This window comes from Herbaspirillum autotrophicum (assembly GCF_001189915.1).
In the GTDB taxonomy this organism is placed as follows: Bacteria; Pseudomonadota; Gammaproteobacteria; order Burkholderiales; family Burkholderiaceae_D; genus Herbaspirillum; species Herbaspirillum autotrophicum.
In genome coordinates, this window is the sequence record NZ_LFLS01000005.1 from 183,651 (window position 1) to 197,086 (window position 13,436).

The 13,436-nt window shown below is 56.8% G+C and carries 11 protein-coding genes; 3 read left to right on the forward strand and 8 right to left on the reverse strand.

Translation table 11 applies throughout. The features are described from left to right. The first annotated feature begins 30 nt into the window (after window positions 1–30). The 3 genes from speG (at window position 31) to AKL27_RS06085 (ending at window position 2,841) form a co-directional block, all read left to right on the forward strand. Window positions 31–576, forward strand: coding sequence for a spermidine N1-acetyltransferase (gene speG / locus AKL27_RS06070; protein ID WP_050461891.1), 546 nt, complete (start codon window positions 31–33; stop codon window positions 574–576). Window positions 577–742: 166 nt separating this feature from the next. Continuing rightward, window positions 743–1,033 carry a hypothetical protein gene (locus tag AKL27_RS06075; protein ID WP_050461892.1) on the forward strand — a complete coding sequence of 97 codons (291 nt, stop codon included), beginning with the start codon at window positions 743–745 and terminating at the stop codon, window positions 1,031–1,033. Window positions 1,034–1,275: 242 nt separating this feature from the next. Continuing rightward, the gene (locus tag AKL27_RS06085) at window positions 1,276–2,841 is read left to right on the forward strand and encodes a M20/M25/M40 family metallo-hydrolase (protein ID WP_083438890.1); all 1,566 of its coding nucleotides are present in this window, start codon (window positions 1,276–1,278) and stop codon (window positions 2,839–2,841) included. A 941-nt stretch (window positions 2,842–3,782) separates the two neighbouring features. Here AKL27_RS06085 and lhgO read toward each other — a convergent pair. From lhgO to AKL27_RS06125, 8 genes are all read right to left on the reverse strand, one after another. Then, the gene (gene lhgO / locus AKL27_RS06090) at window positions 3,783–4,973 is read right to left on the reverse strand and encodes an L-2-hydroxyglutarate oxidase (protein WP_050461894.1); all 1,191 of its coding nucleotides are present in this window, start codon (window positions 4,971–4,973) and stop codon (window positions 3,783–3,785) included. 20 nt (window positions 4,974–4,993) lie between these two features. Then, window positions 4,994–6,055 carry an alcohol dehydrogenase gene (locus AKL27_RS06095; RefSeq protein ID WP_050461895.1) on the reverse strand — a complete coding sequence of 354 codons (1,062 nt, stop codon included), beginning with the start codon at window positions 6,053–6,055 and terminating at the stop codon, window positions 4,994–4,996. 37 nt (window positions 6,056–6,092) lie between these two features. Further along, entirely contained in the window at window positions 6,093–7,955 is a 1,863-nt protein-coding gene (locus AKL27_RS06100) for a TRAP transporter large permease (protein WP_050461896.1), read from the reverse strand. 96 nt (window positions 7,956–8,051) lie between these two features. Beyond that, entirely contained in the window at window positions 8,052–9,104 is a 1,053-nt protein-coding gene (locus AKL27_RS06105) for a TRAP transporter substrate-binding protein (protein ID WP_232310913.1), read from the reverse strand. Next, window positions 9,101–10,534: an NAD-dependent succinate-semialdehyde dehydrogenase gene (locus tag AKL27_RS06110; RefSeq protein WP_050461897.1), complete on the reverse strand. Its 1,434-nt coding sequence runs from the start codon at window positions 10,532–10,534 to the stop codon at window positions 9,101–9,103. The genes AKL27_RS06105 and AKL27_RS06110 overlap by 4 nt, the downstream gene beginning before the upstream one ends. 85 nt (window positions 10,535–10,619) lie before the next feature. Beyond that, window positions 10,620–11,924 (reverse strand): NAD(P)H-dependent oxidoreductase, encoded by a 1,305-nt coding sequence (locus tag AKL27_RS06115; protein ID WP_232310914.1) that lies wholly within the window; start codon window positions 11,922–11,924, stop codon window positions 10,620–10,622. A 63-nt stretch (window positions 11,925–11,987) separates the two neighbouring features. Further along, entirely contained in the window at window positions 11,988–12,764 is a 777-nt protein-coding gene (locus AKL27_RS06120) for a hydroxypyruvate isomerase family protein (RefSeq protein WP_050461898.1), read from the reverse strand. A gap of 13 nt (window positions 12,765–12,777) precedes the next feature. Next, window positions 12,778–13,191 (reverse strand): cupin domain-containing protein, encoded by a 414-nt coding sequence (locus AKL27_RS06125; RefSeq protein WP_050461899.1) that lies wholly within the window; start codon window positions 13,189–13,191, stop codon window positions 12,778–12,780. Window positions 13,192–13,436: the final 245 nt, after the last annotated feature.

The window sequence follows — 13,436 nt, forward strand, 5'->3', positions numbered from 1 at the left end:
TCACGGCATGCCATCTTGAAACGGAAAAAAATGACCACGCTTACCAAATTCGGCGTCAAGCTGCGCCCCCTCGAACGCGAAGATCTGCGCTTCGTGCACAAACTGGACAACAACAGCCACATCATGCGCTACTGGTTCGAAGAACCGTATGAAGCGTATGTCGAGCTGGTACAAATTTATGATCGCCACGTGCATGACCAAAGCGAACGACGCTTCATTCTGGAAGACGATCACGGCGAGATGGTCGGGCTGGTGGAACTGGTCGAAATCAATCACATTCACCGCCGCGCAGAATTCCAGATCATCGTCGCCCCGCAGGCGCAGGGCAAAGGCTATGCAGAATCGGCGACGCGGCTGGCCATCGAATATGCATTTTGCGTACTCAATCTGTACAAGCTTTACCTGTATGTCGACGTCGGCAATCTCAAGGCGATTCACATCTATGAAAAATGCGGCTTTGCGCTGGAATGTGAATTGAAGAGCGAGTTCTTCGTCAATGGCGAATATCGCAACGCCATTCGCATGTGCATGTTCCAGTCGGAATACGCCACTCGCGGCCAGTCGCCCGCGGTCTGAGGCGCCGGGGCACAACCGGTTTCTTTACGCCACGCGGATGCGGCCTGGCGCAAACCGACAAGGTTTTGTCGTGATCTCCAGCGGCAGATTGCCTAATATCAAGGCAATCCGGTCCATCAGCCAGTATTGACAATCTGACTGCCAGGTCCACTCTCTGGAGCACGCCATGAAACCGCATCGTGTACAAGCCGACACCCGCATGGGCCTGGTATGGTGGGAATTGCTGAGCAATGCGATCCGAACCTCGCGCCGCGGCGGCGTCATGTTGCCGGCGCCGGAACATGCGTTTCATCTGCTGTGCGACCTGAACGACGCCTTCGCCGATTTATCCAAGGCAATGGATAAATGGCATCTGCTGCTGGATCAGGATGACTACGACACCGACACCAGCGAAGTCCTGACAGCGCTGGGGCGGATCAAGCTGATTCTCAACAAGATCGATCAGGGCGATATCTAGACCGACGGCACACCGGTATTTGCCACCGGCCTTGCCGGCTGACGCAATGCCATCTGACGACAATCACCGGCTGTCATGTCGGCTTCCATCAAGAATCGGAACCGATCCTTGTTCCAGGCCGCGCGCGACTTCCGAGCTGCACCGCAGCATTTTCCGAGCGCCGCAATCTGGCGCCACATACGCATGTCAGTGCGTCCCGATTTCTGTATCATGGGCCGACTTGTCGCCATGAGGAAATCAAAATGAAGATGTTGTCTCGCCATTCCCTGTCAATTACCTGTGCTGCGGTCGCCATGCTGTTTTCCGGCGCGCTGCATGCCGCCGATGCCGGCAGCAATGCCCCGACCAGCGCACAAACCAGCGCTGCCGCCAAGGCTACGTTCAAGGAATGGACCGAAGTACTGACCATTCCCAACGACTCCATCGTCGCCGCCGACATCCAGCGCAACACGGCATGGTTTGAACAGGCGTTCCAGCGCCGCGGTTTCCGCACGCAGCAATTGGCCAATAATGGCAAGCCGATGTTGTTTGCCGAACTGCCGGGCAACCAGCCGGGCCGCACCACGGTTCTGTTTTACGCCCATCTCGATGGCCAGGCAGTGAATCCGGCTGAATGGCAGCAAGCCAGCCCGTGGCAACCGACACTCAAGCAAAAGAACGCCGCCGGTCAGTGGGAAACGCTGCCGCTGGAGCAACTCTATACTGCCGCCCCCAATCCCGAATGGCGCGTATTCGGTCGTGCCGCAGCAGACGACAAGGCGCCGATCATGATGTTGCTGGCGGCCTTTGATGCACTCAAGGCCAGCGGCGCGACGCCGACCACCAACGTCAAGGTGATTCTCGATTCGGAAGAAGAAAAGGGATCGCCGTCGCTGTCCAAAGTAATCGCCGCCAATCAGGCACTGCTCAAATCCGACCTGCTGATCGTGCTCGACGGCCCGATGCATGCCAGCAATTTGCCGACGCTGGTATTCGGCAATCGCGGCGTCGCCCAGGCCACGCTGAAAGTATTTGGCCCGCGTCAGGACAGCCACAGCGGTCACTACGGCAACTACGCCGCCAACCCGGCGCAAACCATGGCGCGCCTGCTGGCATCGATGAAAGATGACGATGGCCGCGTCACTGTCGCCGGTTATTACGATGCGGTGAAACTCGATGACGAATCACGTCGCGTCATGCGCGCCGTACCGGACGATGAAGTGGCGCTGCGCAAACGTCTCGGTATCGCGCAGGCAGACAAGGTCGGCCAGAACTATCAGGAAGCGATGCAATATCCGTCACTCAATGTACGCGGCATGCAGGCAGCAGATGTCGGCCCCAAGGCACGCACCATCGTCCCGGGCGTGGCGATTGCCGAACTTGATCTGCGCACCGTGCCGGAAACCGATCCGCAAGTCTTGCTCGGCTTGCTGAAAACGCATATCGAAAAACAAGGCTTCCATCTGATCAAGGGCGAGCCGACCGATGACGACCGCGCCCGCTATCCAAAACTGGCGTCGCTCGATGCGAGCCAGGGCTCTTCATCGAGCCTCGCGGTGCGAACCGAACTGTCGTCACCCATCGGCAACTGGCTGCGGCGTTCGTTCACCAAGACCTATGGCAAAGAACCGGTGCAGATCCGGATGATGGGCGGCACGGTACCAACCGGCGCCATGGTCGGCCCGCTCAAGATTCCATTCGTGATCGTGCCGTTGGTGAATGCCGACAACAATCAGCACAGCGCCAATGAAAATATGCGCGTCGGCAATTACATCGACGGCGTGCGCAGTCTGACCGGGATTTTGACTGAACCGTTTGTGGCGAAGTAATCCCGACGACGAAGTCTGATCGCCACTAGGCTACCGCAATGCAATGTTGCACAAAAAAACGCCAATCTCTTGATTGGCGTTTTTGTTTCCCCTGATCAAAGCAATTTGCCACAACTACAATGTGACCTACTCTCAGATATCTACGCAGATTGATGCTGCACGACATGTTCTTCTAAAACATGCGTCGACAGCTAGCGCGGGCGCGTTGCTCCTTACGACCTTACGTATTTTTTCTGCGAATCGAGATCAAGACTCACTAGTTCAGAAGTATCCGGACTTATGCGCGGCAATTTGTCGTGAGGCGCTCATTCGGCGTGATGAACAGGTTTCATATTTTGAGTATGAGCGGCCAGGCACAGAAGATATTGTCCGTTTTTCCATCCAAGTCTTGGGTGAGTTGGGAGACATCAATCAATTACAACTGCTTAGAACTTTTTGCGACGACCACAGCTATGGGGCCAGTTCACTGAAAGCGATCTCAAAAATTGAGGAACGTACGCGTTTTCGCTCCAATTGACTAGTCGGCACTGTCTTACGGCGAGAATACCTCATGCTTAGAATGCAACTCTGCCTCTGATTGTAAGCTGGAGATCGTAGTGGGCGATGTTGCATTGTCCAGGCATTATTCAATACTCAAGCTCCTCGGTTGGTCAAAAGACTGAAGCCATCGAATCTTTTGAACAACGTCGTATGCTAAAGCAACTCCTTTTTGAGTTGAGAACGCTTATTCATGAAAATTCGTTCAATCGTATCGCAGCCTTCCTCAGGCTCTGGAGCGATCAATTCTCCGAAAAGATGAATAGTGGTCGTTCCAAGAAATACTTTTCGATAACGTGAGGTCGCTTCAATGCGGAGGCTGGATTTGAAGCACATCAAGGGCGCATCGTCATCTTCAAAGTTTGGATGCCGCCGAGCACTAACTGCTATCAGTGGCAGCGAACTCAACCGATTTGTACCTTTCGCGCAATCATTTCTCCAATAGGAATTGCCGATGTCGCAGCCGGCGACGGCGCATTACAGACATGCAGTGTGCGAGAGGTCTCCAAGAAGAGAAAGTCGTGTATGAGTGTTCCGTCGGCGGCCACGGCCTGCGCACGAATACCGGCCTCCATTGGAATAAGGTCATCGAGATGCAACGAAGGACAATACTTTCTGCATTCTTGAAGGTAACCGCTCTTGCGCAGGGAATTGCTGGTCTCCTTGAGACCACTGCGAAGGTTGGCTCGCAACATCTTCCAGAAGCCGCCGAAGCGGGCGAACTCTGCCACATCGGCCGCATTGAAAGAGAATTTCGGATAACCTTCGCGCGCAAATCCCAGGACCGCGTTAGGCCCCACGGTCACGGAACCATCAATCATGCGCGTCAGATGCACGCCCAGAAACGGCAACGCCGGATCCGGCACGGGATAGATCAGATGTTTGACGATATCGCGCTTTTCCTGGGGCAGCCGGTAATACTCGCCACGGAACGGCACAATCTGGTGCGATGTCTTGAGTCCCGCGAGGCGGGCAAGACGGTCGGATTGGAGGCCACCGCAGACCACCAGCTTCTTGGCGCGCCAAGAAGCACCAGCGGTATCGACGGCAACGTGATCCGGGTACTCCTGGATTGCCTCGACACGGTCGCCGGTCACAATCTGTCCAGCTCGCTCCCGGATGACGCGGGCCATCGCATGGCAGACTGCCGTATAGCTCACGATGCCGGTCTCGTGAACGAGCAGGGCTCCTATTCCAACGACATTCGGCTCGAGTTCCTTGAGTTCGTCGGCACCGATGGACTGTACTGAGATCCCGTTGCGCGCCGAGCGCTCAGCCAACGCTTCAAGTCGCGCCTCTTCCTGCCGGTTGGTGGCGACGATCAACTTGCCACAATTGTCGTAGGCGACGTCATGCGTATCGCAAAAAAGCTTGGTTTCCTTTGCGCCGCGCCGGCACAGTTCGGCCTTCAGGCTGCCGGGCGTATAGTAGACGCCGGCATGTATGACCCCGCTGTTATGCCCGGTCTGATGCTTGCCGAGCTGCTCCTCCTTTTCCAGCAAGATCAACGAAGCCTGCGGCTCCGACTCGAGCAACTTCATGGCCGTCGCCAGGCCGACGATACCGCCGCCAATAACGCAATAGTCGTAAATCATAGTCAGTGAGGACCTTATGTTCAGGGCGCCAACACGATACGGCCTGCAACCTGGCCTCGTGTCAGTTCATCAAGCACGTCGTTGACCTCCGACATGGCGCGGGTCGCAATGGGAATCGGCATCACCTTGCCTTCTTGCAGCACGGCGACCAGCTCACGCAGTTCTTCCAGCGTGCCCACATTGGACCCCTGTATAGTGATATTACGCATGGCCAGCATGGAAATCGACACTGTGATCTCGCCGCCAAACAGCCCGACGACGATCATGTGCCCGCCTCGTCCCAGCAGAGCTAATGCCGTCTGTCCAGTGGCTTGCGTGCCGACAAAGTCAATCACGGCGCGCGGCGATCCGCCACAGATTTGCTTGGTGTCTTCGATGAACTGCGCGTCACTCTCATTGCTAACGGCGGCAGCCGCACCTGCGCGAATAGCGCCATTCCGCTTGGCCGCCGAAATATCGGCGGCGATGATCTTCGCACTCGTCAGGTTCGCCAACAAGCTGATTGCCGCCAAGCCCACGCCGCCGGCGCCAACCACCACCACGTGATCATCGCCGGTCAATGCGGGAAGTTTCTGGATTGCGCTATATGCGGTCAGCCCAGAGCAGGCGGCAATTGCGGCCAAACGTGGATCGAGGTTGCCATAACTCACCACGTAGCGTTCATGCGGCACCAGCACGTAATCACTATAACCCCCGTCCTTGCGCGTCCCAATGGTGCGCGAGGTCTCGCACATCAACTCCTCGCCGCGCTTGCATGAACTGCACTTTCCACAGCCGATCCAAGGAAAGACGACGCCGGCGCGCCCGATGCTGGACTGATCTGCGTCCGGCCCGACGGCCACGATTTTCCCCGCCACCTCATGCCCCATGGTGAATGGTAACGTAGCGCCGCGATCAATCAAGGAGATCTTCTTGCCGCCACCGAGGTCGTAATAACCCGACCATAAATGCAAATCCGAGTGGCAAACTCCGCACGCGTCGACCTTGACCAACACTTCGCTGCCATGAGGCTCCGGTATGGCATAGGTGCGCTTTTCCAGCGGCTGGGCAAACTGGGTGATCTGATAGCTTTTCATTTTCATGGTGATTTTTTCCTGAGACGGCTAAGGGCTGAACAGGTTAGTGTAAAAATACAGTAGAAATCCACGGCACGGCGGCGATGATGGCCACACCAATGGCGAGTACCACAATGAACCCCATCATCGGGCGCAACGCGCTGTTGGGTTCCACCCCGGCGATGGCGCAGGTGGTGTAGTAGCCGATGCCAAACGGTGGCGCAAAATAGCCGATACCCATCGACAAGATGATTACCATCGAATAGTGAATTTCATTGATGGACAAGCCTTTGGCAATTGGCAGCAACAGCGGGGCCAGTAAGGCAATCGCAGGAATTCCCTCTAGCACGCTGCCAATCACCACAAAGACCAAGATACTGACGGCCATGAACGTGGCGGCGCCGCCCGGCAAATTGCGAAACGCCGTTGCCAGATCCTCGGAGAAACCGGATTGCGTCAGCGCCCAGGCCATCGACGTCGCGGTACCGACGATGAACAAAATGGCACCCGCCAGCGAAGACGTGCGAATGATCATCTTCTTGATATCCTGCCATGCCACGCGCCCGCCCACGGTAAAGCTGAACAGAATCGCGTAAAAGATACCGACTGTGGACACTTCCGTTGCGGTCGCAACGCCCTCAACCACGGCCGATTTGATCAGGAACGGCAAGATCAGCGCGGGCGAAGCAATCGCCAGCTTGCGCATGATGTCCCGCGACGCCGGTTTCTGATGCACCACTACTGCCGATCCCTTCTTGCGCCACCAAACATAGGCACACAGTATCAGGCCCATCACGGCACCCGGCAACATGCCGCCGGTAAATAGCGCAGCGGTTGACACGCCTGCGGCCGAACTGATCGCAATCAACGCCAGGCTAGGCGGAATTGTCTCGGTTTGCGCACCGGTTGCGGCCAGCAGCGCCGCAACTTCGCCATCCTTTTCGCCCCGGCGGCGCATTTCGGGTACCAACGCTGGGGCAATAGCAGCAATGTCAGCGCTTTTTGATCCCGAAATTCCAGAAACGGTGTACATGGCGCCGATCAGAACGTAAGACAGGCCGCCCTTGCGATGCCCCACCAGCGATGCGAAAAATTCCAGAATGCGTCTGGCCATTCCCGTAGCTTCCATCAGGAAACCCAGGAAAATGAACAACGGAATGGCCAGCAGGATCTGATGCGACATGCCTTCATCGAGCCGCCCGATGAGTACTTGCAGTGGCACCGGGGTAGTGAGTTGCAAATAGGCGACAGTGGCCAAGCCGAAACAGAAAGCAATCGGGATTCCGCTCAACACGCCGGCAAAGACAAACCCGACGAAGAAAATGGCCAGGTTCCATTTACCAAGGCCTTCGAATATCGGCCCGCTGAAGCTCAAGCTGACAACAATGGCGGCGGACACTGCAACCACCATGCACACCATGCCGAAGTGCTTATGGCGCAGCAGCTCAATCAGACCAAAGAACCACATGATCGCCAGGCCAACCGGCAAGGCCGCAGCTCGCCATGCGCCGGAAATGTCCAGAGCCGGAATGGTCATGAACGACTGGGCATCGGCATACGCATAGGCTGACTGCATGACAAAGCTGAGCCACAGCATCGGCAAGACAATGGCCAGGATACTCAAGACCTGCGCAGTTGTTCCCGTGGCGCGCACGGTAATGGAGGTCATACGCATATGGTCGCCGCGGCGCAAGGCGATGCAAGCGCCAAATATTGCCAGCCATAAGAAGATGATGGACGACAGTTCATCAGACCAGACAATGGGCTTGTCAAATACATAGCGGCTGACTACGCCGGTAGCCAGCAACACGATTTCAATGATGAGCAACACGCCGGTGATGGCGTACAGCAGCTTTTCGATGGCAGCGTCGAAGCGAACTGCCACAGAAGGCAGGCCAAGATAGGGGGCCGGAATGGTTTGATCCATGAGATTCCTCGATATGGAAAAGTAACGTGGGCATAGGAAATGCGGCGGCCATGCGCGCACAGACTCATAGCAACCGCCTTGCTGGCATATCCTTGATCAGCTCAATGTCCCCGAGTACCGTTCCAACGTCCCCCACGCCTCTTTGCCGAACTTCGACTTCCATGTGTCATAGAACCCTGCTTTGACCAGGCTTTCCCGGAATGGCCCCGTATTCACATTGTTGAAGACCATGCCGCTCGACTGCAATTGCGCTTGCAGGGAGCTGTTCAGGCTGGCGATTTCAGTGCGCTGCGACACCGCCGCATTGCGCAGTTGTTGCTCGACCGTGGCGCGCAGATCAGCCGGCAGCGCACTCAATGCCGTCGCATTACCCACAATCCAGTAGCCATCCCACATGTGATTCGTGACCGAGATGTATTTCTGCACTTCATACAGTCGGCCGGCATTGATGATGGGAAGCGCATTCTCCTGCCCGTCGACAATGCGTGTTTGCAGGGCCGAATACAGTTCCGAAAAGTTGATGCTGGTCGGCGCTGCCTGCAGTGCCGAAAAAAGTGACGTCCACAGCGGACTGACCGGGACGCGGATCTTGAGCCCCTTCATATCCGCCACTTCCTTGACGGGCCTGGTGCTGGTGGATATCTGGCGGAAGCCGTTATCCATGATCCGATCAATCGTGTAGAGATTCGACTTTGCGATCTGTGAACGAATATAGGCACCCAGGTCACCATCCATGGCTTTCCAGACCGTGTCATAGTCATGGAAGGCAAAACCGATGCCGCAGATGCCGGCTGCCGGCACCAGCGCAGACAAGATGGACGTGGGAATCGACAGCAGCTGGATGCCGCCGGCGCGTACCTGCCCCAGCATATCGGTCGAGCTGCCAAGCTGGTTGTTGGCAAATACCTGCAACTGTACCTGGCCATTGGTGGCCTTCTTGATGGCCGCCGCCGCCGCATTCATTGCGTTGTTGACGGGATGGCCGACGGGTGCGTCCGTGCCGAGCTTTAGGCTATAAACCGGTGCGGCAAGCACGCCCCCCGGGATAGATGCGCAGAGGGCGACAGGAGCGGCGATAGCGGCTTTGACAAAGCCACGGCGAGATTGAGAAATCATGGTGGTATCTCCTGGGTGGATCACGTTGCTCACACGCTGGCGTGCGAGATAAATTTGGTGACGAGATAGCTCTCGATTGCTTCCGTACCACCTTCAGAGCCATAGCCGCTATCCTTCACACCGCCAAACGGCGTTTCCGGCAAGCCAAGTCCAAGATGGTTAATCGAAAGCATCCCAACCTCCAGTTCTGCAGCCAATCGCGCAGCAGAAGCCGACGATCGTGTGAACGCGTAGGAGGCCAATCCGTAAGGCAACCTGTTTCCTTCCTCAATAACCTGGTCAATCGTGTCGAACCTGGCCAGTAGCGCAACCGGGCCAAACGGTTCTTCGTTCATGATGCGCATGGCCGGCGTCACATCAGACAGGACCGTTGGTGTAAGGAAATTGCCCGCGTTACCGATCCTCTTGCCGCCCAGATCGAGTGATGCACCATGTTCAACCGCGTCTGCAATCAGTTCATCCACCGCATGCATGCGTCTGGCACTGATCAACGGTCCCATGGTCGTTTGCGGCGCATCACCGGGGCCGACCTGCAAACGGCTTGCTTCGGCAACGAATTTCTGGCGAAATATCTCGTAGACGCCCGACTGGATCAGGAAGCGGGTCGGAGACACGCACACCTGTCCGCAATTGCGGTATTTCGAGAACGCCAGCAAGCGCACGGTCGTATCGATGTCAGCATCGTCGCAGACGATCGCCGGCGCGTGGCCGCCCAGTTCCATCGTGCAGCGCTTCATGTAAATACCCGCGAGGGCGGCGATATGCTTACCCACACGCACCGAGCCGGTGAATGAGACCTTGCGGATGACTGGATGGGAGATGAGGTATTCTGAAATCTCCGAAGGATCGCCCCACACCAGGTTGAGCACGCCTTCTGGCAAACCGGCGTCATGGAATACTTCCGCCAGCACAGCGGTCGTGGCAGGCGTTTCCTCCGGCGGTTTGATCACCATCGAACATCCTGCCGCGAGCGCCGGCCCGATCTTTCGCACAGCCTGCGATATCGGGAAATTCCATGGCGTAAATGCGGCAACGGGGCCAACCGGCTCGCGTATCACCGACTGGCTGACCTGGACACTGCGCGAAGGAATGACACGGCCGTAGGCGCGCCGGCCCTCTTCTGCGAACCAGTCGAGCAGATCGGCTGAAAGCGCGATCTCAACGGCAGCTTCCCGCAGAGGCTTTCCTTGTTCGCGGGTCATCAGCGCCGCGATTGCTTCCGAGCGCTCGCGGAGCAGGGCTGCGGCCTTGCGAATGATTTTGCAGCGCTCGAAGGCGGACGTCGCACGCCAGACGTTGAAACCGGCCTGGCTCGCGGCCACTGCAGCGGCAAGATCGGCTTTGCTTGCATGCATCAGGCGGCCCGATATGTCGCCGCTTGCAGGGTCATGATTGTCGGTATAGCGGTTTCCTGTTGCTCCGACCCAGTCGCCGTTAATAAACAGGCGAGAATGTGTATGCACGGTTATCTCCTTAATCTTATTTATACGTGCCAACTTCGTGGGGAAGACCCATCAGGATCCTTCCTCACGGCTGACATCAACCTTGTTACAGTGCGCTCCCGAACTCCCTTTCCATTGCGCGACGATATTGATACGCCTCGTCGTCTTCATCGATCTCGACATCCGCCCAAGTCACCACCTGCCCCAGCGGCACCGGTCGTGTCAGTTTCCAGCGCGACGCCAGGCCAATAGGCAGGGCGCCAATCTTCAAGCTGTCGCTGGCCGGCATGAGCTTGCCCCACACCAGATATCCGCCTTCGCCGTCCAGGCGTTCGCCCGCTGCCAGATCACGTTTCGCCGTGGCGACAACATCGGCGACGAAAACCTTGGACGATCCCGTGGCTTCATTGCGCAATGCGGCCGAGAAGATCGACACGTTCAACTCCAGGCCAATCAAGTGGAACGGCCGATACAGGGCCGCAAGTGTTCCGGTCTCGTCTGTTTTTACGCCATATTCTCGGAAGCAACGCATGGCGTATTCGTTGGGGGCGGAAAACACCACATACACGCCCCAGCGCAGATTCCCCGGAATAACGCTGCCATCCCGTTCCACGCTCGATACCACCTCGACTTGGCCACGGTGATGCAACGTCTTCTCATTGAGCACGTCCACCAAGGCATCTGCCGCAGCGGGGGGGAATGCCAGGCCTGCAGGCGCCGGCGTCAATCCGGTCGCATTCGCGACTGCGGCCATTTCAATCGCCGCCTTCGTGCCATCGATAAAAGAATTGAACATCTGGGCGTTCATGCCACCTTTTTTTGCATCTTCGGGATTGACTCCCCGGTTCTTCCAGACGTCATCGGGAGTTGATGCATGAAACGACGGCAGGTATCGTGTTCCTTTGCCTGCCGCGACCACCTCGAAACCGCAATTTCGGGCCCACTCAACCATTTCGCACACCAGCGCAGGCTGGTCGCCATACGCCAGGGAATACACGACACCAGCTGCTCGTGCCTCTTTGGCCAGCAATGGTCCGGCCAGCACGTCGGCTTCCACGTTGACCATCACGATATGTTTGCGCTTTGCAATCGATGCCCTTGCGTGATAAATACCGGCCGATGGATGCCCGGTCGCCTCCACGACCACATCGACATCGTCTGTATCGATCAGGTCGATGGCATTTGTGGTGAAGCGGACTTCTGCAATTTGCTCTTCGTTCCAGCCTACGTTGCGGCAGGAGTCTTTTGCGCGTTCCGCCGACAAGTCGGCAATCACGGACACTTTGATGCCTTCAGTCGTGGGCACCTGCGACAGAAACATGGAGCCGAACTTGCCGGCCCCGATCAAACCTACCCGCACGGGGCGTGATGCGATTTGGCGTTTCTCTGCCGTGTTGAAGATAAAAGTCACTTGTTATTCTCCTTTGTTCAGGAATGTGAGGTGCATGCGCCAGATTGCGACATCCACCCCGCTTTAATCGTTAAGAATGCGCATCCAGTCGAAGCAACCAGGCGCTGGTTGCCGATTCCGAAATTCGCAGCCCACCTTCCCTGCATATCCGGACTGTTGCAGTTGATCGAAGAACCGGCGCCAAGCGATTTGGCCGGTTCCAGGCTCCGCGCGCCCAGGGCAATCGGCAATCTGGACATGCCCGATGTGTTCGATGCAATCCGATAACTTATCTGCGCAATCGGTCCCCGACATTTCGCAGTGATACGTGTCATAAAGCAGCTTTAGTCGCGGATGATTGACCCGTCGAATTAGCCAGAGCGCATCGTCAATGGAACGAATGAAGTAACCTGGAACGTCACCGGGATTCAATGCCTCGATCAGCAAGGTCACGCCAGCGTCATCGGCCTGGGCTGCGGCCCAACTGAAGTTCTCTTCCCACTGGGCTTCGGCGCGGTCTCTCGCTGTTCGTGGGTCGCAAGTCCCCGAAAGGACGTGCAGTGCCTTGCACTCGACCTGCGCTGCATACGTCAGGGCTGCGTTCACAGAAGCCTTGAACTGCCCTGCATCCTCAGGTGACACCGCCAAACCACGGGTGTACGGCCGAGGCCCGAGCGGTGCGTTCATCAACACCAAGGACTGGCCATTCGCCGCCAGCTGCGCAGACAGATCCTTGGCTTTCAGTTCGTATGGATACTGAACCTCGATGGACTTGAATCCGCATGAGGCCGCCAGTGACAACTTTTTTTCAAGCGGGATATCGAGGAACAGCGTCGACACATTCGCACAGAACTCGTACATGGAAACCTGCGCTTCAGGATTTCACCATCATGTCTTTGGCCGACAGATGCTCCACTTCTTCTTCGCTGCCGTCGAACGTGCGTGTGACGCGTGACGAGGCATAGATCCAGAGGATGCGCATCGGAACATCGCCTTTGTTGCGGAAGGCATGGGTCACGCCGCCGGCGATATAGGTGCTGTCGTACTGCTTCAAGGGGGTGATCTCCCCGTTGATCTCCACCTCGCCTACGCCTTCCAGCAATGTGACCTGTTCGTCGCAATTATGGATGTGCAGCGGCGCGCCCTTGCCGACGGGATAGATGCTCATGCCAGTGGTGAAGCGCGACTCGGGAGCGCTGAAGTGGGTAGCCAGAGGGGTTGTCTGAACACCGCCACCGCGATTGATGGTGGGTACGTTATCGACAAGAAAGATGTGTGTGTTGCTCATAGATGTCTCCATAGGGTTTTAACGATCCGGTACAACTCGAACGCTTGTTGCGCGCTTTAGATGAAATGGATATTAGCAGCGCCCGAGCCGCGCACTTATACCGATATGAATGCACCCATGACCAAAGGTTATGGATGCTGGAGCCCGCCAGCAGCGGGGTTGGCAGCCTTTTCTTCGAAAAAATCGGCACTAGTCATTTCCGTATTTACCCTGGCACCTTGTTACGCTACAGTATTCGCATATCT